This window comes from Paenibacillus sp. FSL H8-0537 (genome assembly GCF_038051995.1).
Classification (GTDB): domain Bacteria; phylum Bacillota; class Bacilli; order Paenibacillales; family Paenibacillaceae; genus Pristimantibacillus.
In genome coordinates, this window is record NZ_CP150290.1 from 4,610,523 (window position 1) to 4,637,175 (window position 26,653).

The window sequence follows — 26,653 nt, forward strand, 5'->3', positions numbered from 1 at the left end:
CCTCCTAAATTTTCGATTTGCTACTTGGTCTTTGCCGAACCAAATTTTTCTCTGCGCTTGCCACAGCGCGGGTGCGCATTTTCGTCCAGGGCAGCCGGAACAGCGTATCCTTCTGATTGCTCCATACGAATGGGGAGAACGACTGCATATAGGGAATGCCAAACGATTGCAGACTATTCAAATGCAGGACGAGCAAAATATAGCCCAGCAAAATACCAAACAAACCAAAGGATGCGGCAAGCCCCATTAAGACGAATCGAATCATCCGTACCGATATGGACATGCTCGTAGCCGGAATGACAAAGCTTGATATCGCCGTAATGGACACGATAATAACCATCGCCGCCGAGACGATGCCTGCGTCTACAGCGGCCTGCCCAATAACGAGCGTTCCGACGATCGAAACTGCTTGTCCAACGGTTTTCGGCATTCGCACGCCAGCTTCCCGCAATATTTCGAAGGTGAGCTCCATCGCAAGCGCTTCAATAAAAGCCGGAAATGGCACGCCCTCACGCTGAGCCGCCAAATTAATAAGCAGGCTTGTTGGAAGCATTTCTTGATGAAAGGTCGTTATGGCGATATAAAGCGATGGAGCAAGCAGCGTGATCATAAAAGCAACAAACCGCAGCATCCTCAGCAAGGTGCTGATATCCGCCCGCTGATAATAATCTTCCGCCGATTGAAAAAATTGAATAAACAGCGCTGGCACCAGCAGCACAAAGGGCGTACCATCTACCAAAATCGCAACTCGGCCTTCAAGCAGACCAGCAGCAATTGTATCTGGCCGTTCCGTATTGTAAATCGTAGCAAAGGGTGTCCATGCGGTATCCTGAATCAGCTCCTCAATATAGCCGCTCTCCAGAATACCGTCGATATTGATTTCACCGAGCCGCTTTCTCACTTCCTGCACGATCTTCTCATCCGCTACATTGCGCAGATACATAACCGATATAGCGGTTTTCGTAATCTTGCCAATGTCCATGCCTTCTGTCCAAAGCTGCGGGTCCTTAATCTTGCGCCGAATGAGCGCTCTATTGGTACCAATATTTTCAGTAAAAGCTTCCATTGGGCCCCTAACGACAACCTGGGAGGTAGGCTCACTGACATTGCGATCCTTCCAGCCCTCGGCTGCTATACATATGGCTTCTGAACTATCTGCCAATAACAGAATGGCCCAACCGGACAGCAGTTGATAAAACAATGGGTCCCATTCATTGATCGTAACGGTTTCACCGACCGCGAGCACCGCATTTTTCAAATATAACAGCCTATTTCCGCTCTTATGGCTCGCCGTTTGCTCCTCAGACATAAAATAATCCAGGATCAAATGGTTAATGATCGTGGAATCCGTTAAGCCATCCATATAAACAAGCGCCGCCTGCAGGCCATTGCCATTATTCAATTCTTTAATCACGAGATCCTGGCTATTGCCTAGGCTGACTCTGATGAACGCGAGATTGTTCAATAATTTAAGGTCCAGCCGCTTATCCACAGAAGCGTTCATCTACAAACCACCTCTCAAAGATGCACATAATTGTATATATTGTGCAACCGGACTGCTAATTATGTAATTGGGTGTTACTAATCGCCTGTTTCTCCTGCTTCACGCCAGTCCTCCCCCTTCTTGCTCCAGCCCTGTCTCAACCGGGCAGCTATATAACTTAGCAGCAGCAGCCCCGGCGAGTAGCTAAATACCCAGAACAGCCACACCACATCGAATTGTACAAAAGCAACGACGCCCGGTGCCAAAAAATACGCATAGCCAACAATAAGAAACCCAAATGGACGCATTATAAACCGATGGTCCTGAAGCTTAAATAGCTGCTGCAGCCCCCGTATAAAAGTATAGCCAAATATGATGGATCGAAAATAAGCGGAAATGATATAGTCAATCGCCAGCACCGCTTCCAGTCGCTGCACAAAGTCGCCGATATTGATTTTTTTAGCCATCACATAGGGCGAATATATAGTATGTTCCGTAGTGTATACCCCTAGAACGCATATACACAGCACGATAACGCTCCAAATGGCTATACCTGCAGCTAGAGCAGCCAGCAAATAATCACGGGCAGCGTGCTCGCTTTCCTCCACACTCTCGAAAATCATCAAAAATGCGAACATTTCGCAAAAAGGAAACACTATAAAAAAAAGCGCCCCTTTCACGACGCCCGATAACCCCGTCACCTCAATCGGCAGCAGTTGCGTAAGATCTATTTTCGGGATAAGCAAAATGATAAGCAAAATAAACAAAACGGAAAAGAGCGGAAAAATCACCTCGCCCAGCCGACCAATCGTCGTGATCCCACCGCGGATGGCAAGAGTAATCGGCAAAACCAGCAGCAGGCAAATAACTAGCTGTGGTGTCTCCGTCATCATTTGCGTCGATACAAAATCTGCGATTTCCCGAACCTGGGTAATCGATTGATTAAACATCATCACGAGAAACACGAGGGATAGAAGTCCACCTGCTATTTTTCCAAATGCCTGATTATTGATATCAATTAATGTTTTCCCTGGGAAACGTTTACTGAAGCTGAAAATAAACCAAGCAGCTCCAACCCCAAACGGAATACCAATAACTCCCGACATCCAGGCTGATTGTTTTGCAAAAGCAGCTGTTAATGGAGGCAAATATAGCTGCATATCGCCGATAACGAATAATATAACGAGGATGGCTAGCTGCCTCGCGCTAATCGTTTGTCGTTGCTGCTGCACTTCCTATCACCCGCTTTGCGTTTGAAATATAACCGTAATCCATTTTGTCCAGCAAAATGTTGAATTATCCATAATTGGAATTACGGCAGCGATTGGCTATTCTGCCGTCTCCTTCTTCGGCAGCTTGCCACGTAGTTTAGCAAATCCCCACCCGAGCAGCAGCAATCCCGGTGAATATGTCAAAATCCAGAGCACCCAAGGTACGGCAAGCGTGTTAAGAAACACAATCCCCGGCGTCGCCATATAAGAATAACCTAACGCCATAAAAGCGAAGGGGACCGTCAATATTCGAAAATCTCTAAGCTTGAACAGCCTAGAAACGCCAAGAACGAAGGCATAGCCGTAGATCAAACTGCGAAAATAGGCGGTAATGATGAAGCTGATGGCAAAAATCGCCTCCATCCGCTGAACGAAGTTGCCGATGTTGATTTTTTTCGACATGATGTACGGGGAATAGAAGGAATGTTGGGTAATGTAAGTACCGAGCACGAGCAAGCACAGCAGCACCATAATCCATATCGCCAGCCCACCTATTAAAACCCCAAGCATATAGTCACGGGCAAGATATTTGCTTTGAGCAACATTCGGAAAAATCATCAAAAAAGCGAACAGCTCGCAAAAAGGAAAGCCAACAAAAAAGAAGGAGCCCTTCATGATGCCGGCAGCGCCCGCACCCCAGATAGGCAAAAGTTCAGTGGCAGTCAAACTCGGCAGAAGCAGCAGCAGCAGCAATACAAATACCGCTACAAATAGGGGGAATATGGTTTCACCCACTCTGCCGATGGCTAGAATCCCCCCATGTATCGCGATCGCTAATGGAAAAATCATCAGGAGGCAGATCATAATAATCGGCGTCTCGATCAATATTTGTGTGGAGACAAAATCACCGATTTCCCGAATTTGGATAATCGAGGTGTTGAACATCATCGCCAGAAACAGCAGCGAAACAAGGCTTCCGGCTAATTTGCCAAAAGCCTGATTATTGATTTCAATGAGTGTCATATTGGGGAAGTATTTGCTTAGGCTATATATAAACCAAGCCATGCCAAGCCCGATGGGCAGACCTATTAACCCGGATATCCAGGCTGCTTCTTCTGCGAATTCGGCCGTAAGAGAAGGTAAAAACAACTGCATATCGCCCATAATAAAATAAATAACGAGAATAGCTAGCTGTCTGGCGTTTATCGATGGCTGTCCCTGCTGCATGCTGCTTCACCCGCTTTGCGCTTAAAATGTTGACTTGCTGCCGTTATCCATTTTGTCCACAGGAATGAATAATTATCCAGCATGCACGGGGGAAGCCAAGCTGGGCAAGCTCAGCTTGGGAGGCTAGCTGTACATTTCACGGTATGCTTTCGGGGAGGCATTTTCGGCTTTGCGAAAAACGCGAATGAAATAGCTGGATTGCGAAAACCCCGTTCGGCTGGCAATTTCGCTGACCGGAAGCCTAGTCGCAACTAGCAGGCTTTTGGCGGCGGCAATACGGCAGCTGGTCAAATATTGCTGCGGCGTACGCCCCATTACCTGCCGAAATAGCCGTAAAAAATAATAGGGGCTGTAGCCGCACAGCGCTGCCATCTCCGGCAGCGTCCACGCTTGTCCACTCGTGCCGCGTATAAGATCTGCTGCTTCACGGATCGCATTTTTGGTAATAAGCGGCAGCGCATCGTGCTCCAGGCGCTCTGAATTATGGGCAAGCTCCGCCAGCAGCTCATATAGAAGCGCTGACATCCGCGGCTCATGCCGCGTCTCGAAGCTGCCACACAACTCGTACATCTCCTCTGTAATCTCGATAAAACGCGCAAGCGAGGCTTCCGATACAGCAAACATCCACACGCTGGAAGTATCCGCTGCCCGCAGCAGCAACAGCTCCATCGGCACCATAAAATGAATCCAGCGCACATCCCATGGCTGCCCGGGATCGGTTCCATAATGCTGGAACGCCCCTCGCGGATACAGAAAGCCATCCCCTGCTTTCAGAGCAATACGCTGGCCCTCCTTCATAACAAATCCGCTTCCAGAGCAGATCACATGCAAATTATAGGCAGCTATAACCCCTGCCGCCCGCTGCTCGTTATGCTGGGGAAAATCATTATATCGGCCAACTGCATCCGGATAGCAGACATAATGTGGAGCAGCTGGCTCGGGCAATTGATAGTAGGAACGCATGGATTAGCTCCTTTCCGCTAAAGATCGCAATATTTTCATATCGATCACAACATAATAGTATATACGCACTGAAATACTGATTCTACAATAATAAAATAACCGATAGATAGCAATTTATTATTATTTCGATGGAGGTATCCCCCTTATGACACACGTAAATCCAATAAATGAGTTTGCCCTTGGCGTCTGCTATTACCCCGAGCAATGGCCGGAGGAGCTGTGGGATGATGATCTTCGCCGAATGAAGGAAATGGGGCTGTCGATCATTCGGATAGCCGAATTTGCCTGGTCGGTGTTCGAGCCCGAGGAAGGTGTCTTCCAGTTCGATCTGTTCGACAAGGTTATTGACCTGGCCCATAAGCATGGTCTGAAGGTCATTATCGGCACCCCTACAGCAACGCCGCCCGCATGGCTGACTTTTAAGTATCCCGAGGTGCTTAACGTAACCTTTGATGGGGTAACGCTTCAGCATGGGCTGCGCCGCCACACCAACTATAACAGTCCCAAATATCGGGAGCTGAGCGCCCGCATTGCTCGTCAAATGGCGGAGCATTATTGTGATCATCCGGCAGTTGTTGGCTGGCAAATCGACAATGAATTCAATTGTGAAATTTCTGAATTTTATTCGGAAGCGGATCATCTGGCTTTTCGTGAATGGCTGCAGCGCAAATACATTACGCTGGATAAGCTGAATGAGGCTTGGGGCGCGGTCTTTTGGAATCAGACGTATTCCGCTTGGGAGCAAGTCTTTCTTCCGCGTCCAACTGCGGCGCCAAGACAGCCGAATCCGCATCAAGCGCTGGATGAGAAGCGGTTTATATCCGACAGCACCATTTCTTACGCCGAGGTGCAGGCCAAGGTGCTGCGCGAGGCAGCTCCCAAGCAATGGGTAACGACGAACGGCTTGTTCGGCCATCTCGACAGCCACCGGATGACGGACGAACTGCTGGACTTTTTCAGCTACGATTCCTACCCGCAGTTTTCCACCATTAACTTTGACAAAAATGAAGAAAACCCGCTGCTCGATCGCGGCTGGAGCCTGACGCTGTCTACAACCCGCTCCATTTCGCCGAATTTCTGCATTATGGAGCAGCAGGCTGGACCAGGCGGCTGGGTGAACCGCATGGATATGCCTTCGCCGAAGCCGGGTCAAATGCGCTTGTGGACGTACCAATCCATTGCCCATGGCGCAGATATGGTCGTTTATTTCCGCTGGCGCACGGCAGCCTTCGGCAATGAAATCTATTGGCATGGCCTGAATGACTACCATAATGGACCGAACCGCCGCCTTCGTGAAGCAGCGCAAATCGGTGCTGAGCTTGCCAAGGCCGGTCCGCACATTGTCGGTACGCGCAACCGGGCGGAGGTTGCCCTCGTACGCGATTATGACAATGAGTGGGATGGCGAATACGATATTTGGCACGGCCCTTTCTCCTGGAAAAGCAGCAAGGAATGGTTCAAGGCGCTGCAGCACCAGCATATTCCAAGTGATGTTCTTTACATGCGAAGCGGCACAACGCTTGCTGACCTGCAGCGCTACCGCGTGCTCGTCTATCCGCACCCGGCCATTATGCGGGATGAAACAGCTGCTTTGCTGGAGCAATATGCCGAGAGCGGCGGCACTATTATATTCGGCTGCCGCACGGGCTACAAGGATGAGCGCGGTCACTGCTACATGCGACCATTCCCTGGCGCCGCTGCAAGCCTTGTCGGCATTTCCGTCGAGGAGTTTACGCAAATTAAAGGTACGCGCAAGCCGGCAATGATCGAGTGGAAGCAAGGAGGCGGTGAAGCAACTACGGCGGATCTGTTCAATGATGTACTCGCAGTCGAAAGCGATACCGTCGAAATCATTGGCGAATATGCCTCCGATTATTATGCAGGCAAGCCCGCTGTTACGCGCAATGCCGTTGGGGCAGGCTCAGCTTGGTATTACGGAGCTGTATTCAATGAGGCAGCGGCTCGTAATATGATTGGCCTGCTTGGCTTGTCATCGCCTGTTGCCAATTGGCTTTCCCTGCCAGAGCAGGTGGAGCTGACTATTCGCGAGGGCGAGGCCGGGCCGCTCTACTTCCTCCTCAACTATGCGGAAGAGGCTGCCGAGCTTACTCTCAGCGAGCCGCGCACCGACCTTATAAGCGGCGATACGCTTCAAGGGGCAGTCATGCTGGAGCCTTATGGCGTGCTTATATTGACCTAAATGACCTTAGGCTAGGCTGCGTTCAAAAAATATAACCGAAAGCAAACAGCACCCCAAATCCGCCTCATCAGCTGAGGAGGATTCGGGGTGCTGTTATTTCTGCCTAATTTTCCGTGCCATGCACCCATGCAAAGCCTGGACCTTCCACCGTAGCACGGCGATTCGTATAAATAATCCACCATTCCTGCTACTCGCGATTATAAATTACGACCGGATCCGCCGCTCCGTCAAAGATTGGATCTCTGAATAATGGCGCCTTCATCTGCTTATTCCTCCCGGCAAGCTCTGTCATTATGCTAACATAAACAGCTGCTGTCAATGGTGTCAATGGTTAATGGCTTGCAACAGAGCGCCACCTGACATCATTTGGATTCGGACAGCTTTTTTCCTTATATTTAGCGGAGATTTGCACAATACATCCGCAAACGATGCAGGTTGTCCCGCTCATGAGTTTTGGACAGCTGCCGCATTCCCGAAGGCGCGCTGCGTACACTTCATCATCCACGCAGCGTTCGGACGACTGAAACATCGGCGCAGCCAAAATTCGCTGGATCTGCGCTTCTGTGACGGTATAGCTGTCATCACAGCCTTTGCAGTTTCTCGCACTCCTGTCCATGCCTGGCTTCATGCCGTCCGCCTCCATTTCATTCTAATTCTAACTTTATTATTGCTCGATCAGCTCAAGCACCGTAACCGACATCGCTGGAAGCTTAGCCGATACCTGTGCGCCATCCCATGTAAAGCTTGTGAAAGCGGCTGGCTCTACTGCATTTGGCTGCTCAAACGTATTATGCGAGTCAATGGCCGCGCCCGACAGCACCGTACCTTTAATTGTTTTCAAGCCTTGCGTCAAACCGCGCAGCGCAATGGATACATCCGCTTCGGCACTATGATCCAGATTACACAAGCTGATGTGGATTTTGCCATCTGCCGCTTTGGAAGCCGATACAGAAATTTGCGGCAGCAACTCGTCGCCATGCTCGTAACGGGCGCTAGTCGTATGCGTGTCCAGAAGTTCTGCATCCTGATGCACCTTAAACATATCAAAAATATGATAGGTTGGCGTCAGCAGCATTTTTTCCCCTTCTGTCAAAATAACCGATTGCAGCACGTTGACGATTTGCGCAATGTTTGCCATTTGTACACGGTCGCAATGATCGTGGAAAATATGCAGCGTAAGGCCGGCTACGAGCGCATCGCGAATCGAATTTTGCTGGTACAGGAAACCTGGGTTTGTTCCCGGCTCTGTATTGAACCATGTGCCCCACTCATCGACGATCAAGCCAACGCGCTTCTCTGGATCATATTGATCCATAATCGCCGAATGCTTCGTAATAAGCTCCTCCATCCACAGCGCTTTTCTAAGCGTAAGAGCCCACTCGTCCTCTGGGAAGCCAGTAGCTGCTCCCTTGTCCTGCCAATCCTTCGGAACGGTGTAGTAGTGGAGGCTGATGCCGTCCATTTTGCCCGCAGCTTCCCGCATCAGCACTTCCATCCACTTGTAATCGTCGACGTTCGGGCCGCAGGCAATGCGGTAAATTTCATTGTCGCCATAATTGCGAACGTAAGTCTGGTAACGGCGGTACAAATCTGCATAATATTCCGGACGCATATTGCCGCCGCAGCCCCAGTTTTCATTGCCGACGCCAAAATATTTCAGCTTCCACGGCTTCTCGCGGCCGTTTTTCTCACGCAGCTCCGCCATCGGCGATACGCCATCGAAGGTCATATATTCAACCCACTCAGACATCTCCTGCACCGTTCCGCTGCCTACATTGCCGGAAATATAAGGCTCGCAGCCGAGCTGTTCGCAAAGCAGCAAAAACTCATGTGTGCCAAAATGGTTATTTTCAACTACGCCGCCCCAATGGGTATTGATCATGCGCTTGCGCTCTTCGCTTGGGCCAATGCCGTCCTTCCAATGATATTCATCGGCAAAACAGCCGCCCGGCCAGCGCAGCACCGGAATATTCAATTTTTTGAGCGCTTCCACAACATCGTTGCGAATGCCTTTCGTGTTTGGAATAACCGAATCCTCGCCAACCCAGAAGCCTTCATAAATACAGCGCCCCAAATGCTCGGAGAAATGTCCATAAATGTTGCGGTTAATTGTACCTTTAGCAATGTCTGCGTTAATTGTAATTTGATTGCTCATCGTTATAGCCTCCCAAATGGATTAATAAAAATATAAATCATTTATTGATAACATTAATTTAGATTCATCATAAACAATCCAACCACAATTATCAACCCTCTTTTGAAAAATAAATCGGATAAACGTAAACGCTTACTTTCATTGCTCGCTACAAACCTAAATATGTCGTCTACCCTACTATTCGGACTGCAGCGTGACACCAAAAAAAAGCTTCTCCATCCTCACTCGGATAGAGAAGCTTTCTGCTTCAAACCTTATACAACTTCGCTGGTTATGCGCTTGCCCGTGAACTGGCTGTTATACAGATCGGCATAAAATCCGCCCTGCTCCAGCAGCTCCTCATGTCTACCTTGCTCAATAATAGAGCCGTTGTTCATGACCAAAATCAGATCAGCGCCGCGAATCGTCGACAGGCGGTGGGCAATGACAAAGCTGGTGCGATTTTTCATCAGCTCGCCCATCGCCCGCTGGATAATAATTTCCGTACGCGTATCGACGCTGCTCGTCGCTTCATCAAGGATTAGAATCGATGGATCTGCTAAAATTGCCCGGGCTATGGTCAGCAGCTGCTTCTGCCCTTGAGAAATATTCGACGCTTCCTCGTTCAGGATCGTGTCATAGCCTTCTGGAAGCGTCCGAATGAAATGATCGGCATGCGCCGCCCTTGCCGCTTGATAGACCTCTTCCTCCGTAGCATCCTCACGCCCATAAGCGATGTTTTCTCGAATGCTGCCATTGAACAGCCACGTATCCTGCAGCACCATGCCGAACACCCGGCGCAAGCTTCTGCGCTGAAGCGCTGTAATGTCCTCGCCGTCAATCGTTATGCGGCCGCCATTCAGTTCATAGAAGCGCATCAGCAAATTAATCATCGTCGTCTTGCCCGCTCCGGTCGGACCGACTATGGCGACGGTCTGGCCTGGCTTAACATCAATATTCATCCCGCTAATGAGCGGCTCATCCGATTTGTAGCCGAAATCCACCTGCTCGAAGCGAACGGCGCCGGTCGGCTTGCTAATTGCCTTGGCATTTTTCGCCTCGGGCACCTCATCCTCTTCATCAAGCAGCTCGAATACCCGCTCTGCGGAGGCGATTGTAGATTGAATAATATTCGCAATATTGGCAAGCTGCGTAATCGGCATTGTGAACTGTCTTGTGTATTGGATAAATGCCAAAATATCACCGATTTTTATCGCATTTCTCGTAACTAGCAAACCACCGATGACGCATACAAGCACATAGCCAATATTACTAATGAAGCTCATAATCGGCATAATGATGCCCGACACAAATTGTGCGCGCCAGCCGGAATCATACAGCTTTTCATTCATTTCATTAAATTCATCCAGCGATTTGCGCTCATGGCCGAATGCTTTGATGATTTTGTGCCCCGTGTACATTTCCTCGACATGTCCGTTCAAGCGTCCGAGCTCCGCCTGCTGACCGGCAAAATATTTCTGCGAACGCGTGGCGATCGCCTTCGTTGCAAGTAGGCTCGCTGGAATCGTTAAGAAAACGATCAGCGTTAGAAGTGGGCTGATGGTCAGCATCATAACGATGACGCCGACTAGGGTAATGAATGACGTGATGAGCTGCGTCAAGCTTTGCTGAAGCGTATTGCTAATATTGTCCACATCGTTGACGACCCGGCTCAGCACCTCGCCATTGGAGCGCGAATCGAAAAACTTCAGCGGCAAGCGCGCAAATTTATTATTTACATCCTTGCGCAGGTCGTAGACGGTTTTCTGGGCGACGCCAGCCATTAAATACTGCTGAATGAAGCCAAATGCGGCGCTGATCAAATACAGCACGACTAGCGTCAGCAGAATCGTGTTAATGGCATCAAAATCAATACGTGCACCTGGCACGCCTTGGGCTATTGCTATTACACCCTCGTACAGCTTCGTTGTCGCATGCCCCATCATTTTCGGGGTGACGATGCTGAATACGGTACTTAAAATCGCGGTCAGCAGCACAAGCGCAAGCTTCGTGCGATGCGGCTTCAAGTAGGCAGCCAGCCTTTTTAAGGTCCCCTTAAAATCCTTCGCCTTCTGAGGAGGCATCATCATGCCCATTCCGGGCGGGCCCATGCCGATCCCTTTCGGCCTTTGCGGGGAATTCTGCTTTTGCTCACTCATGCGATTTCCTCCTCCGAAAGCTGTGAATATACGATTTCCCGATACACATCACAAGACTCCATAAGCTCCTGATGCGTCCCGATTCCAGCTAGCTGGCCTTCATCAAGCACAATGATGCGATCGGCATCAAGCACTGTACTTACCCGCTGAGCAACGAGCAGCACCGTCGAATCTACCGTTTCCTCACGCAAGGCGGCACGCAGCTTCGCATCCGTCTTAAAGTCGAGCGCCGAGAAGCTGTCGTCGAACACATAAATTTCTGGCTGACGCACAAGCGCCCTGGCAATGGACAGCCGCTGCTTTTGCCCGCCGGAAAGGTTGCTGCCTCCCTGAGATACGTTTGCGCCAAACCCTTCCTTCATCGTGCCAATGAACTCTGCTGCCTGCGCCACCTCTGCCGCGTGCTCCATTTCCTCATCGGTTGCATTTTCTTTGCCATAGCGGATATTTTCGGCGATCGTGCCTGTGAACAATACGGCTTTTTGCGGGACAAAGCCGATTTTTTCACGCAGCGTTTCCTGAGATAGCTCTGTTATATCCACATCATCAATAATAATGCTGCCTCCCGCCGTATCATAAAAACGCGGGATCAAATTAACGAGCGTTGACTTCCCTGATCCCGTTCCTCCAATAATAGCCGTCACCTCGCCAGGCGCCGCCTTGAACGAAATATTCGATAAAGCGGGCTGCTCGGCTCCAGGATAGCTGAACGTCACATCACGAAACTCGATATAACCCTTACGCGAGCCTGTGTTCTTAACGCTGGCGCTGTCAGCAATATCAGGCACCATGTCCAGCACTTCATTAATACGCACCGCCGATGCCGACGCACGCGGAACCATAACGAGCATCATCGATAACATTAGAAGCGAGAACATAATTTGCATCGCATATTGGATAAAAGCCATTAATGAGCCGACTTCCATATCGCCATTCTCGATGCGCAGTCCACCGATGGCAATAATCGCCACTGTAGATAAATTCATGACGAGCATCATAAGCGGCATCATCACGGCCATAATTTTGTTCACTTTAATCGCTGTTTCGGTCAGATCGCTGTTGGCAGCATCAAATTTCTTATTTTCATAATGGGTCCGATCGAATGAGCGAATAACCCGAATGCCTGTCAGTCCTTCGCGCAGCACCAAGTTCAGCTTATCGATCCGAACCTGCATCATTTTAAACAGTGGAATCCCTTTGCGGACGACGAGCAAAATCGTGCCAGCGAGAACAGGCAGTGCGACAACAAGCACAAGCGACAGCTTCGCATCCTTCGAAACGGCCATAATAATGCCCCCGATGCACATCATCGGCGCCATCACCATCATGCGCAAAATCATCATCAATACTTGCTGTACCTGCGTAATATCATTCGTCGTCCGCGTAATGAGCGAGGCCGTGCCGATTTTGTCAAACTCCTGCAGCGAGAAGTTTTGCACATGCCCAAATACCTTCTCCCGCACGAGGCGCCCGAAGCTCGCTGAGGCTTTTGCCGAAAAATAGCTGGCGCCGATAGAGCTGATGCCCCCTACCGCCGCTATGAGCAGCATAAAGGAACCGATTTTCCAAATAAGCGGAGTGTCTCCTTTAGCTACACCATCATCTACGATGTCCGCCATTAGCGTGGGGAGATATAAATCAGACAACGACTGAATAAAAACAAGCACAAGCACCGCGGCTATGAGCCAGCGAAACGGCTTTAAAAAGCGAAATAACTTTAACATTGCTGTTCATCTCCCGTTTGTTCAGACTCATTCAGCTCATCAAAATACTCAAAGGCTTTGGATAAAATCCGAATCAGCTCATGCGAATCCCGCTCTCCCAAGTATTGCGCCAGTCCTGCCATTCGATTCATAAAATCGGCAATGACCTTCTCCGCGATGCGTTCCCCTTCCTCTGTCAGCGAGATGCGAACAGCACGCCGATCATCAGGATCAGCGTTTCTCTGCACGAGTCCATTCGCTTCCATGCCGTTGACCAGTTGGGTGACGGTGGGAGAGGTGACACGCAGCAAACGACTGATGACCGAAATTTTCATCCCCGGCTTGTCCTGCGTCTTCATAGATCCCCGCTTAATGCACATCAGCACCTGCATCTCGCTAAACTTGCCGTCCGGATTAGGCTTCTGCCGCCAATTGAGCCGATGAAAGCTGCGAAACACACGAATCAATTCATTCGTAATTTGCTCGCTATGTTCCGTTGCCTTGCTTTCTTTGCTTGTGTCATTCTGGTTATGTTCCAATGAGAGTCCTCCTTTCATTTATATCTCTTTGCCTTTCATGTAGGCTACCAATTATTTTCCTGTTAATTATTTTCCCTATAATTATCTTATAACTAAAATAATAGGCAACCTAATTATAAAGCGCTAATCAAACGGCTGTCAATAACCCACTTCCAAGGTTTTTAAGTATGTAAACAATCCAGAGCTGGGGTGCTCTGCTACTGCTGCTTGTTTAGCACTAATTCGGGAGCAATCTCATCTAACGATTCAAGGCTGATGAACGGCAGACTGCGATTGTAGCTGAAACTCCATAGCTCGGACACTCTCTCCGTGTTTGAAGGACTGAGGTTCCGCTATTCTGGCCTTTCATCCGATTTCAGGCTCTAAGAGGACACGAGATCCGTTATCGCTATCAAAACCCCGTCAAAATGGGTGGGGGGAACGTTTTAGCGGCTCCTGAGTCCGCAGCCTGTGCCATAACCCGTCATTCGATTGAAATAGCTGTTTCTGTGTCCGCCAAGTTGAAAAAGGGGAAGCATTCTCTGGAGGAGAAAGATTGCTTTTGGCTTGTGGTTTGTGGTTTGTGGTTTGTGGTTCTTGGCTCTCGGTTTTTCTCATCTTTGCCATTCGGTTTAGGGTTTGAAATTTTAAGTGGGGGGTGGGGAAGTGGAGAGGAGTGAAGGGGTGGGGAGTGAGAAGCGGAGCGTTCGCTTTTAGCGCCCTGATTTCTACCTATAGGGTGGAAATCAATGCATAGAAATCGGGGTGCTAATGGCGATCGAGCCCCTACCCCTTCACGCAGCGCAGCGCCCCTATCACCCCCATTTACGTTTCAAACATAAATGAATAAATTCTCATTAACTTCTCATAAACACCAAACAACACGAATTCCCCTCCATTTGCGCTCTCATCATGAGAAAAGGCTCATTTTTTGGTGTGGTATAGTGTTTTTAGCCAAAAACGAATCGTACAACGAAAGGAATCACACCATAATGATTAAGAGAAACTTTTTTCGCTCCGTCATCAAATTGAGCTTATGCGCAAGTATTGGTTTGACAGCCTTCACCTTCGCTTCCGGCAACCAGGCGCATGCCGCAACTGAAACTTCCCTACAATTAATTGACTCCGGCAAGGAGTTTATTGGAACCCCCTATAAATATGGAGCCCCAGCAGGCATTACATACGCTTTTGACTGCTCTTCCTTTACACAATACATATTCGATGCCATGGGTGTTTCCCTGCCACGCAGCTCATCCTCCCAAGCTTCCATTGGAACCAAAGTAACGAAGGAAAACCTTAGCGTTGGCGATCTTGTCTTCTTTAATACAAGCGGCAGAGGCATTAGCCATGTAGCTATTTATGCGGGCAATAACAAAATCTTGCACAGCGCTACTAGCACAGGCGTAACGATCAGCAGCCTTGGCGAATCCTACTGGCACAAGCGCTACGTGACAGCACGCCGCGTATTGTAAAAACAAAGCGGAGGCTTCCAACGTTTTACACCGTATCTATTAAGCTCTGCAATCATACCCTTAAATATAAAAACGTCCCGAACGCCAACCCGTTCAGGACGTTTTTGCTTATGATTGTATTTCCAGTGCTCCTCCAAATAAAAAAATGCCGCCCTCTTCTCCAGCACCAGCCTGATGAAGTGGACGGCGTCCTTTCATTCACACTTATTTGCTAAGCGTATCTGTCAATACAGGGACAATTTGCGATTTGCGGGACACTACGCCCTTCAGAACAGCTTTGTTGTCAGCCAGCTTGACATTATAGGCTTTCTCAACTGCGCCTGCTGCGCTGCCGATAGCAAGCGCTACGGAATCGCTGTTCAAAATGTCCGTTACGACGAACAGGAACAGATCCAAGCCTTTTTCTGAAACGATAGCGTTAATCGCTGTTTCTAGATCCGCTTGGCGAACCAGTACATCGTTGGTGTCAACCGCGTTTACTTGCGCGATTTCTACTTTGCTGCCGCCCATTTGGAATTCTTTCGCATCAAGCGAAAGCAGCTGAGCAATCGATTTATCGCGTACGTCTGCTCCTGCTTTCAGCATTTCCAGGCCGTATGCTTCTGTATCAACGCCCGCAATAGCTGCAAGCTCCTTAGCAGCCGCTACATCCTGCTCTGTGCAGGTTGGCGATTTGAACAGCAAGGAATCGGAAATGATAGCGGACAGCATCAGACCCGCAATTTGCGGCTCAATAGCTACGCCGTTTTCTTTATACAATTTATTCAAAATCGTAGCTGTGCAGCCTACAGGCTCAGCGCGATAGTATAGTGGGTGGCTTGTCTCAAAATTCGCAATACGGTGGTGGTCAATAACTTCCAGCACGCGAACCTGATCGATATCTGCCGCGCTTTGCTGACGCTCATTGTGGTCAACGAGAATAACCGTCTCTACTTCATTAGCTACCGTTTCTACAAGACGAGGAGCTTCTACTTTGAAATGGGTCAGCGCGTATTGCGTTTCACCACTAACTTCACCCAGACGAACGGCTTCAACCTCAAAGCCCAGCTTAGCCTTCAAATCAGCATATGCGATCGCAGAACAGATTGTATCCGTATCCGGATTTTTATGCCCGAAAATAAATGTTTTTGCCATTTTACTGTCTCCTTAGTTCTTGTATTTGGGATTGCGGCTGCCCGCATTTCCCAATAAGTTTTTCCCACATTTGATTATATAATATAATGAAGTATACTCCTATGCCCTTACAGAGATTTTTGCAAACAATTCTCAAATAAGCTTGCTTAAAGGCGGAAGCGAATGGTATAAGGGGTATAGAACATTCGGCTTCCAAGTAACTACATCATCCAGATAGAACAGGAGACCTACAAAAATGAGTTATAAAATTGCTTTTTTTGATATTGATGGCACATTATTAGATGAAGATAAACAAATTCCCCAAGATACGATTGATGCGATTCGTGAAATTCAGGAGCAGGGCGTCGAGGCTGTCATTGCGACGGGACGCGCGCCTTATTTTTTCAAGGATATTGCCGAGAAGCTTGCGATCAACTCCTTCGTCAGCCTTAACGGAGCTTATGTCGTTTACAACGGTATTCCCGTATACCATAATCCTATTCCGCGCACAGATGTCAAGGCGCTTGTTGAGCATGCCGGACTTCATAACCATTCGCTCGTCTTTGAAGGCCATGACGCGTTTTTCTCCAATGCGAAGGCGCATCCGCAGGTGTTCGACTCCGTAACGTCGCTGCGCGTGGCACAGCCGGGCTTTGATCCAAGCTTTTGGGAAAAAGCAGACATTTATCAAATCTTCCTGCACTGTGAGCCGCAGGACGAGCATCTTTATACAGACGTCATCCCGGGCTTGCGCTATATTCGCTGGCACCCGTTTGCAATGGACGTGCTTACGAATGATGGCTCCAAGGCGCTTGGCATTGCCGCGCTGCTGAAGCATTTGGGACTGACGGCGGAGGAAGCACTTGCCTTCGGTGACGGACTTAATGACAAGGAAATGCTCGAAATCGTTGGACTGGGCATTGCCATGGGCAACTCCCATCCGGAGCTGCTGCCATTCGCCGATTACGTAACGACCCATGTTAGTGAAAATGGCATTCGGGGTGGCTTGCGTCACGCCGGCTTGTTGAAGTAGTACTCCATAACGATCTCAACAAGGTGAAACGTCTCTCTGTCCTTTGGCAGCGCGGCGCGTTTCATTCCGAGAAAGATAGTGAAGGTATCGCGTCATGCTATACTTTCCTATATTTTAAAAAATAAAGAGGTACAGCTAACGGTTCGAAGCGTTAGCTGTACCTCTTTTCATATATTTGAAATTAGCCGCCGTTTACGTTCAGCCAATTACTTTCCTAATGTTAGACATGCTCACGCAGGTCAGCCTGGCAAAACGTACTGGCCTTTGTCCCACTTATTGCTCTTCTACGACGGTGCTTTGAAACAAAAATTGAATGAGCCACCACAAGGACAGCAGCACAATAACCGCCGATGAGGTTAAAGAAATCCATTTAAAAAACAAGTACAAAAAAGGATCGCTGGAACGTGTTCTTCTCTGATCTCCACCACTAAGGTTCATAATAAACTTCGCCTCCCGTATGCGTTTTATGAAGCTCTAAGCCAAGCCATGTTGCCATGCTTACTTCCTCCTCTTAATTATTAAGCCCTCTTTATTCAAGAGCTCTTATCAATACTCTAACATATATATGACATAAGAACCACAGTTAACCAACAATTAGTCACGAATACGTCATATTTGTCAATAAGCTGCAAGCTGGATTTTAAACTTGACAAAAGTTAGTTCATAAAATATAGTTAGTTACAAATAGTAATCAACTTAGCACAGGAGGAATTATAAATGACCTACAGTATAAATACCGATACCGTACTCGGAAAAGTAAAGCTTAACATTAGCGATATGGAGCGTTCGCTGCCATTTTATCAGGAGGTCGTTGGCTTGCAGGTATTGGAGCGCCAAGGCAGTACAGCCAGCCTTACGGCTGATGGCGTCAATGTACTCATTGAGCTGGAGGAAATTCCGAATGCCATCGTCTCTGAGCGCAGAACAACGACCGGCCTATACCACTACGCTCTGCTGCTGCCTAATCGCGAGGCGCTTGGCGCCGCACTTGCCAGATTAATCGCCTCCGGCATTCACATCGGCCAAGCCGATCATCTGGTCAGTGAAGCGCTGTATATTACAGACCCTGACAACAATGGCATTGAAATTTATGCGGACAGGCCGCGCTCGGAGTGGAAAAAAGAAGAGAACGGCGATTACATTATGGCGAGCAATCCCATCGATTGGGACGGCCTCCTTGCCGCTGCTGATCCGGCTGCCGCCACACTGCTGCCGGCTGGCACAATAATCGGCCATATTCATCTTCATATTAATGGCATTCCGGCTGCCCGCGCCTTTTACAATGGGCTGCTTGGCTTTGATATCGTAGGCGACTACACCGATTTCAAAGCATTGTTCGTCTCAGCTGGAGGCTATCACCATCATATCGGGCTTAACATTTGGGCTGGCATTGGCGCTCCTGCACCTGCCGCCAGCAGTACCGGGCTGGACTACTTCACCATCATCTATCCGAATCTTGCGGAAAGGGATACAGCCATAAGCAGGCTGCGTGAGGCGGGAGCAGCTCTTGACGAGTCAGATGGCGTTATTTTTGCAACCGATCCTTCCAGCATTCGGATTGAGCTTGCAGTAGCAAAATAATAAACCAGCAAGCAGCAGCTACAGCAAAAGCCGCGCAAAACCACTGGCATGTGGTTTTGCGCGGCTTTTATGCATTTTTTACTGAAAGATTTGCTCCAGTTCCATTAAAGAACCGCACTTTTTAGCTGCCGCTCAACAACGCAGCTTGCGGCGTCACCTCATATATAGTTATATTGCTGCCGCCTCCGCCGATGCCTCGGTAGCTGCTGTCTTCCGCATTGCTGTTTCCACTTGTCGTTAGCCATTCGCTGGCTGCGACCTGCTGACCATACGAAGTAATCCACTTCGTCAGCTCATTATTATTGCCGCCTCCACGGCCCCCTTGTGAAACAAGGAAATATTTCAGCTCCCCAGCGGCCACGAGCGCCTTCAGCCGGTCTACCGACAGGACGGGATCGGAACCGGAATAACCGCCGAGTATAATCACATTTTCACCGGAATCAATGATATATGGCGCTGCGGTCGAATAGCTGTTCGTCGCAAACAGGTACTTCTCGCCTGTATGGTGCGCCTTCAAAAAAACAAGCGCTGCTTCATTAAGCGGCTCATCGCGAGAAGAGGCATTCGTCTGATCAGGTCCTGCCTCTGGCAGCTGGCTGCTCTGGCCGTATACGATAGGTGTCGCCGCCCAGTAAGCTGGACCAATGAAAAGAACAAGCAGCCCGAGCAGCGCAATCAGATTCACGGCAGGCTGCTGCCAGACTTTGCGGCGGCTCACCACATGTACTCCGTTTTGAACGCAAGCGCCGGCTTTCAAATATCCACCTTGCCCATACGGCTCGGTATCTGCACCAGCATTCGCCTCTGCTTCATAGCCTTCTATGCCTTCACTACCTTTACTGCTATTTCGGATAAATGACTTCGCTTGCTTCTGCTTCTTTAGCCGCCATGCAATAAGCAGCAGGCTTGCTGCCAATCCGCCAATTAGCACGGCAAGCGACCACCCGCTGCCAATTGTAGCGTCAAATGGCTGCATAATATACCATTCAAACCCAGCTGTTGTGGCAATTCCGAGTGGCAGCAGCCAGCCTGGCCAGCCAGCTCTGCTGCGATATTGGCCCCACAGCTCACCCCAGCCTGCTCCAAGCAGCGCGGCAATTGGAGGTCCCATCATAATTAAATAATAGGGATGGAAAAAGCCGGCGACGCTGAAAAACGCCATAACCGGCAGCAGCCACGCCAGCCAAAATAACGTTTCCTTATGCTTCATCGTCAAGTTGCGTCTGCGAATGCTCGCCAGCATGCCCACGCAGGCGACAAATACAAAAGGCAGGAACCAACTCGCTTGACCCGACAGCTCCGCTTGGAACAATCGAAGCGGCCCTGCCGTACCTGTTCCAAACATGCCGCCTGATCCACCGCCTACAAAGCCGCCGCGAGTGCTCATGCCGTCCATACCGATGCCAGGCCAACCGTTAAAGCCACCAGCTCCAGCGCCTCCTCCGGCTCCTCCGCCATTATTGCGGTCCGCGCCCTGACTGTTTCCATCGCGATGGCCGCCAGCATCACCATCCAGCCCCTGCCCATCCTGCTCTACAGCTGCAATGCTGCGGTTGCCGCCTGGCACATCGCCGCTGAACCAGCTATTGACCACATTCGTCTGGGCAAAGGCTGTGTTTCCAATCGCTGGAAGCTGCTGCGGCCCCATCATCGAGCCGGTACTGCCTCCGCGATTTCCGGTCAGCCTTGAAAGCCCGTTATATCCGAATGCCAGCTCCAACACGGAGTTTGTCTGGCTGCTGCCCACATAGGGCCGATTATCTGTCGATATAGAATCAACTGTCACCGCCCAGGACAAGGAAACAACCAGCATAATAGCGGTCGCTCCTGCCAGCAGGCTGATTTTCTTAAACCACTTGCCCTTCCACGCCATTAAAGCAAATAAATAAAACGCCGGAAGCACCATGTAGGCCTCCATCATTTTCATATTAAAGCTGACGCCTATGACGGCAAAAGCGCCAATCAGCCAAAGCGCCTTGCCCTGCTTCGTTCCGCGAAATAACAGCCAAACCGCAAGCAGCAGCGTAAACACGAGCATGCTGTCGATATTATTCGTCCGGCTCACTGCAACCGCAACCGGCATCGTTGCCATCGCCGCAGCTCCAATGCGCGCCGCCGCAAGTCCAAAGGACGGTTTGAGCAGCACATACAGCAAAATCGTCGAGCCCATACCCGCTAACGCTTGGGGCAAAATCACGCTCCAGCCATGCAGGCCCAGCACATAGGCAAAAGCCGTCTGTATCCAGAACGTTACCGGCGGCTTGTCAACGGTTACGAAGCCGCCAGAATCGACCGTTGCAAAGAAAAAATTGTGGAAGCTTTGCAGCATGCTGGCGACCGCAGTCGTGTAATACGTATTGACATGGTCATCTGTCCAAATTAAAAATCCATTCAAAAATGCCGAAACGAGGATACCTATCATTAATATTGCATCTAATCGCTGTTTTTTTATTGGTGCCATCGTTCAGCCGCCCTTTCACTTCCGTCTCTTGCTTCACTATGTGAGATTGTGCGCCTTTTCCCTGAAACCCGAATGAAGCAAAGCTGAAAATTTGCTTAAAACCATAAAAATCAGATGAAACTTTCAGCGAAACAGATAATAATGAAAGAAGCATGCGTTTGCAAAACTGGAGATGATAAAATGTCGGTTAAAGGAATTAAGCTGCTGCTTGTTGATGACGAGCCGCATATTGTGCAGTTTTTGGAGCTTGGCTTGCTGAATGAAGGCGCGGATATTAGGACAGCCAGCAATGGCGAGGAAGCGATCATAGTCGCTAGCGACTTCAAACCGCATGTTGTCATTTTGGATGTGATGATGCCGGGCATGAATGGCTTTGAAGTATGCCAGGCACTTAAGGCAACGGGCGATAATATCGCCATTATTATGCTGACTGCCAAGGACGAAACGCAGGATCGCGTGAAGGGGCTGAACATTGGCGCTGACGATTATATCATAAAGCCGTTCAGCTTTGAGGAATTGCTTGCCCGCATTCAGGCGAGGCTTCGCAATCAGTTTCCGAATTTGCTCGGGGAAGTTGTATACGGTCCGTTTTGCATCGACGATCTGCGCAAGGAGCTGTCCTACATGGATAAAATGCTGGAGCTTTCGCCTACCGAATATGAGCTGCTGAAATATATTGTGATGAATAACGGCATTGTACTGAGCAAGGCGCTTATTTTGGACAAAGTATGGGGTTATCATTTTCGCGGCGAGGAAAACATTGTGGAGGTGTACATCCGTTCGCTGCGTGAGAAGCTGCAGGACAAAGAGCACAGACTTATTCGTACACTACGCGGCTCTGGCTATCGCATGGATTTTCCATGATGGGCCGAAAAGCTCCGCTGCTGCTTCGTCTCTTAAAGCCCGAATCGCTTCGCTACCAACTGCTCAGCCGCTCGCTGTTCGTACTGGCAGGGCTGCTTCTGTTAATTGGAACGCTGCAATACGTTTTTATGAAGGATTTTATTTATAATAATCGCGCTGAGGCATTGGAAGCGCAAATACAGGCGATGCCTCCCCTGTGGTATATGGACAACATACGCGCTTACCAAAAAAAATCACCCTATAAAGGTGATGCAGCATCGCCGGAGGACCCAAGCAATATGCCTATCATTACTCAGCCAAGGTTATCTCTTGCCTATGTTAGCAATACAGGAAAACGGACGGTACTGACGATTAGCAGTGAAACTTGGACTCCAGAGCTGAGCCAAGAAGAATATATGAAAATTTTAAATGATTTGAAAAAACATCGCGAGGTCAGCTATCGGCTGCTCAGCAACAGCGAAGGGGCACAGCAGCTTGTCGTCTTTCGGCTGGCTGGACCGCCAGATTCTCCTGACGGACTCTTTCAAGCGGGCAACGACACGGACTTGCTGCAAACGGTACTTGCGTATCAGCTCGCGATTTTCGCTGGGCTGTCTATTCTTGCCTTGGCAGGAGGCCTATCACTGTATTTGCCGATACTGCGCAAGACGCTTTCACCTCTGTCGCGTATCGTGAAAGCAGCCCAGCGCACCGATGCCGTCAATCTCACAGAACGGCTTCCTATATCGCAAGGTCAGCAGGAAATCGATCTGCTCTCGGAAGCATTCAACGGCATGCTCGGCCGGCTGGAAAGCTCCTTCGAGACGGAGCGGCAAACGACGGAGCGGATGCGGCGCTTTGTTGCCGACGCTTCGCATGAGCTGCGGACACCACTCACTTCTATCCATGGGTTTCTGGAGGTGCTGCTGCGCGGTGCCGCTACAAATCCTGAACAGCTGCACCACGCCTTAACGAGCATGAAGCTGGAATCGACGCGTATCAACAAGCTCGTCGAGGATTTGCTGCTGCTAGCCAAGCTTGATCAGGCGCCGGAGCTCGTTAAAGTGGATACGAGCATTGGCAAACTCATTCATGAGTTGGAGCCGCAGCTGCATATTTTGGGCGGAGAGCGAGAGGTGCGAATTGATGCTTCTGTAAGCATATGCGGACGCTGCAATCCCGATCAGCTAAAACAGGTGATGCTTAATTTATTTTCAAATGCTGTCCAGCATACCGATGCCGATCTGGGAAAAATATCGCTAAAGCTCGCTAAAGCCGGAGCCTATGCCGCCATCTCCATTACCGATAATGGAACGGGCATTAAGCCGGAGCATCTCCCCCATTTGTTTGAGCGTTTTTATCGCAGTGAATTTTCACGCACCCGCTTGAGCGGCGGAGCAGGCCTTGGACTATCGATAACGCAGTCCATCGTTGAGGCGCACGGCGGCACGATTGAGGCGGCCAGCATTGTCGGCGAGGGAAGTACTTTCACCGTCAAGCTGCCGTTAGAGGATGCTTAGCTTGCTTAAGAGCGCATATGCAAACAGGGTGCCCCACACAGCCATGAACTGGCCTCCGGGACACCCTGTTTTATTTTTCACTTTGCAGCACGAACGTATCCAGCTTGTTGCCTTCCACATCATAAGCCTCGTATGTCAGCTTATCTCCTTCGATGGTAATGCCGGCAAACAGTTGCTTATGATTTTGAAAATGAACCTTATGATAAAATTGATCCTCTTTCTTCTCATTAAACTTCTGCCCCGCCGCGTTAGTCACGACATAGACGGTGCCGCTTGAAGTGCTGATGACACCCTCTCCATCCCCTGTCACCTTTCCATCCTTCAGTGGATATGATCTTGCATATTCATGATTGTGCCCCTGAAGCACGAGATCAACTCCATATTTGTCAAACAGCTTAACCCAATCATCGATTTTCTCGTATTGATTACCGGCATAAGGACCACGATGCACCGATACGATAATCCAGCGTTTATCTGTAGCTGCCAAATCCTGTTCCAGCCACTTCGTCTGCTCCTTTTTGTTTGATTCCGTGTTCAGCATGATGAAGTGCGCCGGGCCATAGTCGTACGAATACGTCGTTCCAGCGATCGAGCCGTCCGCCCCACTCTCTGGCAAATTGAAATGGGATACAAATTCATCCGCGTTGCCATCAACCTCGTCGTGATTTCCTGTAACTGGCATTAACGGAAAGCGTGTTACCCACTGCTGCGCCTTGCCAAAAAAGTTTTGCCATGCGATTTCATCATCCGGATTTTCCGTCAAATCGCCGTTATGCACAATAAACTGCGCACCAGGGAAGGTCTTAAACGCCTGATCCAGCGTATTTCCCCACAGCTCGAAATCCTGCTCCGTTATGCCTTGCGAATCCGTCACATTAATAAAAGTGAAATGATCTGCATCCTGCGCCTCCGTCATAAAATGGAACGCTTCACTCCAGCCATTCTCGCTGCCATCGCCCACACGGTACGTATAGGCTGTGCCAGGCGACAGCCCCGTCAGCTCCAGCTTATGCACCCCTCTTATTACGCCATTGCCCGTATTCAGCGTTGTTGTCTTCCCCTCGATACGACTGACCTGTATCCCCTCGCCCTCGCCAGACAACATTCCCGCATCCATTCCTTCCATCCATTCCACCACCGTTCCTGACTGCGGATTATCAGTGAACCAAGTGAATGCGCGGCTCGTTGCCGCATCCTCCTTAAAGGTCGTAACGACCGCATAAGGCTTACCAGCAGCCTTATCTGTGTTCCCATCTGATTTCAGCCACTCTATTCCTGCAACAACGAGCAGGAGCAAGAGGCAAAGGGCAATCATCCATATCCATTCCTTTTTCATCACAATCTCCTTCCCCATGAAGTTCGTACCCATGCTGCCTTTTACGATAACGCTCCCGCACAAGGCGCGTCAAACGTTTCACCTGGCATTCAGCAATCTTTCAGCTGACATTCAGCAATCTTTCAGCGGGCACTCATTAACACATCAGTATCTGAATTTACAATTGCTTTACAAACAGCTTAGCCAAGACATGATGACAGCTAAACGATTGATAGAGAGAAGGAGGGAGTAATATGCAGCAAAATTTGAAGTTCCGGCATGAGCTGAAATTTATTATCAACCAGCATCAATATTTCATTATTCGGCAGCGGCTCAAAAATATGATGCAGCAGGACGCAAATGTCGGCGATACAGGCGAATACCACATTCGAAGCTTGTATTTCGACGATGTGAACAATAAAGCGCTGCATGAGAAGCTTGGCGGCATACGTGATCGAAGCAAATATCGGATTCGCATTTACAATACGCAGGACAAGGTCATCCATTTTGAGAAAAAAATCAAATTCAAGGATTACATTGCCAAAGTCAAGGAGCCACTTACGCGCGCTATGTATGACCAGATGATGGCTGGCGACTACGAGGTGTTCAATCGGCCCGATAAGCCGCTGCTTATGGAAATTTACAATGAGATGAAGTACCGGCTGCTTCGTCCGAAGGTGATCGTGGATTATGTGCGCGAGCCTTACGTTTACGAAAATGGCAATGTGCGGATTACATTCGACAAAGATTTGCGAACAGGCCTGCATGCGCTGGACATTTTTGACCCGAATCTTGATCCCGTCATTGCCCTGGAAGATAACCGGATGATTCTTGAAGTGAAATTCGATGAATACATTCCGGCCTCTATAAAAATCGCGCTTCAGCTCGAAGGGCTGAACCGCACCTCGGCATCCAAATACGTAATTTGCCGCAAATATCTTAAATTCAACACTTGGGAGGATTTTTAAACAATGGAGACAACGACTACGGCAGCAGCAGCAACGACAGAAGCAGCGGAAACGGCAACCTCTTTTTCCGATATTATTAAAAACTCGGTGATGAGCAACTTTACCTCCGATATTAGCATTTCAAAAATACTCATTACAATGGGCGTAGCTTTTCTGATTGGTTTCTTCATTTATACGCTGTACAAACGAATATTCAGCGGCGTGCTTTATTCCAAAAGCTTCAACGTCTCGCTCATCGGCATGACGATGGTTACAGCTATGGTCATTATAGCGATCAACTCCAATCTGGTGCTCTCGCTCGGTATGGTCGGCGCATTATCCATCGTCCGCTTTAGAACGCCAATTAAAGATCCAACCGACCTGATCTTCCTGTTCTGGGCAGCCGTTGCCGGTATCGTCTCGGGTGCAGGCTTCTATACGCTCGCTGCTATAGGCTCTGTCATTGTCGGTCTCGTGCTCTTCTTCTTCGTCAAAGGCGGCTCGGTTGAGCAGCCGTACCTGCTTGTCGTCAACTGTGACAATGAAACGACTGAGAAGGAAATTCACGGCCGTCTAAACAAGCTCGTCAAGCGTTACAATGTGAAGCAAAAAACCGTTACGCGCGGCAATGTGGAAATGACGATCGAAATTAGGCTGCGTGATCAGGAAGGCGCGTTTGTTAACCAGCTTTCCGAGCTTGAAGGTGTCAAAAATGCCGTCTTGATCAGCTACAGCGGGGATTATGTATCTTAATATAAGGAGGTTTCCGG

21 protein-coding genes are annotated in these 26,653 nt (G+C 49.3%); 8 read left to right on the forward strand and 13 right to left on the reverse strand.

Annotated elements, in window-relative coordinates:
* Positions 1–4 precede the first annotated feature (4 nt).
* The 4 genes from MHB80_RS19445 to MHB80_RS19460 all read right to left on the reverse strand — a co-directional run bounded on the left by MHB80_RS19445 (position 5) and on the right by MHB80_RS19460 (position 4,884).
* Positions 5–1,504 carry a spore germination protein gene (locus MHB80_RS19445; protein WP_341278511.1) on the reverse strand — a complete coding sequence of 500 codons (1,500 nt, stop codon included), beginning with the start codon at positions 1,502–1,504 and terminating at the stop codon, positions 5–7.
* Positions 1,505–1,581: 77 nt separating this feature from the next.
* Positions 1,582–2,715: an endospore germination permease gene (locus MHB80_RS19450; protein WP_341278512.1), complete on the reverse strand. Its 1,134-nt coding sequence runs from the start codon at positions 2,713–2,715 to the stop codon at positions 1,582–1,584.
* 96 nt (positions 2,716–2,811) lie between these two features.
* A complete protein-coding gene (locus tag MHB80_RS19455; protein ID WP_341278513.1) occupies positions 2,812–3,921 on the reverse strand; it encodes an endospore germination permease in 1,110 nt (369 codons plus the stop codon).
* A 123-nt stretch (positions 3,922–4,044) separates the two neighbouring features.
* Positions 4,045–4,884, reverse strand: a complete 840-nt coding sequence (locus MHB80_RS19460; protein WP_341278514.1) for an AraC family transcriptional regulator — start codon at positions 4,882–4,884, stop codon at positions 4,045–4,047.
* A gap of 145 nt (positions 4,885–5,029) precedes the next feature.
* Between MHB80_RS19460 and MHB80_RS19465 the strand changes: the two genes are divergently transcribed.
* On the forward strand, positions 5,030–7,084 hold the full coding sequence (locus MHB80_RS19465) for a beta-galactosidase (protein ID WP_341278515.1): 2,055 nt from the start codon (positions 5,030–5,032) through the stop codon (positions 7,082–7,084).
* A 331-nt stretch (positions 7,085–7,415) separates the two neighbouring features.
* Here MHB80_RS19465 and MHB80_RS19470 read toward each other — a convergent pair whose 3' ends face one another.
* From MHB80_RS19470 to MHB80_RS19490, 5 genes are all read right to left on the reverse strand, one after another.
* Positions 7,416–7,712 carry a hypothetical protein gene (locus MHB80_RS19470; RefSeq protein ID WP_341278516.1) on the reverse strand — a complete coding sequence of 99 codons (297 nt, stop codon included), beginning with the start codon at positions 7,710–7,712 and terminating at the stop codon, positions 7,416–7,418.
* Positions 7,713–7,748: 36 nt separating this feature from the next.
* Positions 7,749–9,239 (reverse strand): alpha-N-arabinofuranosidase, encoded by a 1,491-nt coding sequence (locus MHB80_RS19475; RefSeq protein WP_341278517.1) that lies wholly within the window; start codon positions 9,237–9,239, stop codon positions 7,749–7,751.
* Positions 9,240–9,493: 254 nt separating this feature from the next.
* The gene (locus MHB80_RS19480; RefSeq protein ID WP_341278518.1) at positions 9,494–11,377 is read right to left on the reverse strand and encodes an ABC transporter ATP-binding protein; all 1,884 of its coding nucleotides are present in this window, start codon (positions 11,375–11,377) and stop codon (positions 9,494–9,496) included.
* Positions 11,374–13,101, reverse strand: coding sequence for an ABC transporter ATP-binding protein (locus MHB80_RS19485; protein ID WP_341278519.1), 1,728 nt, complete (start codon positions 13,099–13,101; stop codon positions 11,374–11,376). Before MHB80_RS19485 ends, MHB80_RS19480 begins: the two co-directional genes overlap by 4 nt.
* Complete coding sequence (locus MHB80_RS19490) at positions 13,095–13,619, reverse strand: MarR family transcriptional regulator (protein ID WP_341278520.1); 525 nt, start codon at positions 13,617–13,619, stop codon at positions 13,095–13,097. The genes MHB80_RS19485 and MHB80_RS19490 overlap by 7 nt, the downstream gene beginning before the upstream one ends.
* Before the next feature lie 971 nt (positions 13,620–14,590).
* On the opposite strand from MHB80_RS19490, the gene MHB80_RS19495 reads away from it, so the two are divergent.
* Entirely contained in the window at positions 14,591–15,070 is a 480-nt protein-coding gene (locus MHB80_RS19495) for a C40 family peptidase (protein WP_341278521.1), read from the forward strand.
* Between the two features lie 204 nt (positions 15,071–15,274).
* Here MHB80_RS19495 and MHB80_RS19500 read toward each other — a convergent pair whose 3' ends face one another.
* Positions 15,275–16,204, reverse strand: a complete 930-nt coding sequence (locus tag MHB80_RS19500) for a manganese-dependent inorganic pyrophosphatase (protein ID WP_341278522.1) — start codon at positions 16,202–16,204, stop codon at positions 15,275–15,277.
* Positions 16,205–16,439: 235 nt separating this feature from the next.
* Here MHB80_RS19500 and MHB80_RS19505 point away from each other — a divergent pair, with 235 nt between their 5' ends.
* Positions 16,440–17,216, forward strand: a complete 777-nt coding sequence (locus tag MHB80_RS19505; RefSeq protein WP_341278523.1) for a Cof-type HAD-IIB family hydrolase — start codon at positions 16,440–16,442, stop codon at positions 17,214–17,216.
* A gap of 273 nt (positions 17,217–17,489) precedes the next feature.
* Here the strand turns inward: MHB80_RS19505 and MHB80_RS19510 are convergent, their stop codons facing one another.
* Positions 17,490–17,654 (reverse strand): hypothetical protein, encoded by a 165-nt coding sequence (locus MHB80_RS19510; protein WP_341278524.1) that lies wholly within the window; start codon positions 17,652–17,654, stop codon positions 17,490–17,492.
* 279 nt (positions 17,655–17,933) lie between these two features.
* Here MHB80_RS19510 and MHB80_RS19515 point away from each other — a divergent pair, with 279 nt between their 5' ends.
* Positions 17,934–18,797, forward strand: a complete 864-nt coding sequence (locus MHB80_RS19515) for a VOC family protein (RefSeq protein ID WP_341278525.1) — start codon at positions 17,934–17,936, stop codon at positions 18,795–18,797.
* A gap of 121 nt (positions 18,798–18,918) precedes the next feature.
* Here the strand turns inward: MHB80_RS19515 and MHB80_RS19520 are convergent, their stop codons facing one another.
* A complete protein-coding gene (locus tag MHB80_RS19520) occupies positions 18,919–21,258 on the reverse strand; it encodes a glycosyltransferase family 39 protein (RefSeq protein ID WP_341278526.1) in 2,340 nt (779 codons plus the stop codon).
* A 180-nt stretch (positions 21,259–21,438) separates the two neighbouring features.
* Between MHB80_RS19520 and MHB80_RS19525 the strand changes: the two genes are divergently transcribed.
* Positions 21,439–22,122 (forward strand): response regulator transcription factor, encoded by a 684-nt coding sequence (locus MHB80_RS19525; protein ID WP_341278527.1) that lies wholly within the window; start codon positions 21,439–21,441, stop codon positions 22,120–22,122.
* Positions 22,119–23,621, forward strand: coding sequence for an ATP-binding protein (locus MHB80_RS19530; protein WP_341278528.1), 1,503 nt, complete (start codon positions 22,119–22,121; stop codon positions 23,619–23,621). The genes MHB80_RS19525 and MHB80_RS19530 overlap by 4 nt, the downstream gene beginning before the upstream one ends.
* 70 nt (positions 23,622–23,691) lie before the next feature.
* Here the strand turns inward: MHB80_RS19530 and MHB80_RS19535 are convergent, their stop codons facing one another.
* A complete protein-coding gene (locus MHB80_RS19535) occupies positions 23,692–24,957 on the reverse strand; it encodes a metallophosphoesterase family protein (RefSeq protein ID WP_341278529.1) in 1,266 nt (421 codons plus the stop codon).
* Positions 24,958–25,190: 233 nt separating this feature from the next.
* Here MHB80_RS19535 and MHB80_RS19540 point away from each other — a divergent pair, with 233 nt between their 5' ends.
* Positions 25,191–25,904, forward strand: a complete 714-nt coding sequence (locus MHB80_RS19540; protein WP_341278530.1) for a polyphosphate polymerase domain-containing protein — start codon at positions 25,191–25,193, stop codon at positions 25,902–25,904.
* A gap of 3 nt (positions 25,905–25,907) precedes the next feature.
* Complete coding sequence (locus MHB80_RS19545) at positions 25,908–26,636, forward strand: DUF4956 domain-containing protein (RefSeq protein ID WP_341278531.1); 729 nt, start codon at positions 25,908–25,910, stop codon at positions 26,634–26,636.
* The last annotated feature ends 17 nt before the right edge of the window (positions 26,637–26,653 follow it).

Bases quoted from the DNA above. Each gene is read 5' to 3' on its own strand.
- MHB80_RS19475 (WP_341278517.1), bottom strand. From the start codon at position 9,239: ATGAGCAATCAAATTACAATTAACGCAGACATTGCTAAAGGTACAATT.
- MHB80_RS19485 (WP_341278519.1), bottom strand. From the start codon at position 13,101: ATGTTAAAGTTATTTCGCTTTTTAAAGCCGTTTCGCTGGCTCATAGCC.
- MHB80_RS19530 (WP_341278528.1), top strand. From the start codon at position 22,119: ATGATGGGCCGAAAAGCTCCGCTGCTGCTTCGTCTCTTAAAGCCCGAA.
- MHB80_RS19455 (WP_341278513.1), bottom strand. From the start codon at position 3,921: ATGCAGCAGGGACAGCCATCGATAAACGCCAGACAGCTAGCTATTCTC.
- MHB80_RS19545 (WP_341278531.1), top strand. From the start codon at position 25,908: ATGGAGACAACGACTACGGCAGCAGCAGCAACGACAGAAGCAGCGGAA.
- MHB80_RS19540 (WP_341278530.1), top strand. From the start codon at position 25,191: ATGCAGCAAAATTTGAAGTTCCGGCATGAGCTGAAATTTATTATCAAC.
- MHB80_RS19535 (WP_341278529.1), bottom strand. From the start codon at position 24,957: ATGAAAAAGGAATGGATATGGATGATTGCCCTTTGCCTCTTGCTCCTG.
- MHB80_RS19515 (WP_341278525.1), top strand. From the start codon at position 17,934: ATGACCTACAGTATAAATACCGATACCGTACTCGGAAAAGTAAAGCTT.
- MHB80_RS19470 (WP_341278516.1), bottom strand. From the start codon at position 7,712: ATGAAGCCAGGCATGGACAGGAGTGCGAGAAACTGCAAAGGCTGTGAT.
- MHB80_RS19480 (WP_341278518.1), bottom strand. From the start codon at position 11,377: ATGAGTGAGCAAAAGCAGAATTCCCCGCAAAGGCCGAAAGGGATCGGC.
- MHB80_RS19505 (WP_341278523.1), top strand. From the start codon at position 16,440: ATGAGTTATAAAATTGCTTTTTTTGATATTGATGGCACATTATTAGAT.
- MHB80_RS19495 (WP_341278521.1), top strand. From the start codon at position 14,591: ATGATTAAGAGAAACTTTTTTCGCTCCGTCATCAAATTGAGCTTATGC.
- MHB80_RS19525 (WP_341278527.1), top strand. From the start codon at position 21,439: ATGTCGGTTAAAGGAATTAAGCTGCTGCTTGTTGATGACGAGCCGCAT.
- MHB80_RS19510 (WP_341278524.1), bottom strand. From the start codon at position 17,654: ATGAACCTTAGTGGTGGAGATCAGAGAAGAACACGTTCCAGCGATCCT.
- MHB80_RS19500 (WP_341278522.1), bottom strand. From the start codon at position 16,204: ATGGCAAAAACATTTATTTTCGGGCATAAAAATCCGGATACGGATACA.
- MHB80_RS19445 (WP_341278511.1), bottom strand. From the start codon at position 1,504: ATGAACGCTTCTGTGGATAAGCGGCTGGACCTTAAATTATTGAACAAT.
- MHB80_RS19460 (WP_341278514.1), bottom strand. From the start codon at position 4,884: ATGCGTTCCTACTATCAATTGCCCGAGCCAGCTGCTCCACATTATGTC.
- MHB80_RS19520 (WP_341278526.1), bottom strand. From the start codon at position 21,258: ATGGCACCAATAAAAAAACAGCGATTAGATGCAATATTAATGATAGGT.
- MHB80_RS19465 (WP_341278515.1), top strand. From the start codon at position 5,030: ATGACACACGTAAATCCAATAAATGAGTTTGCCCTTGGCGTCTGCTAT.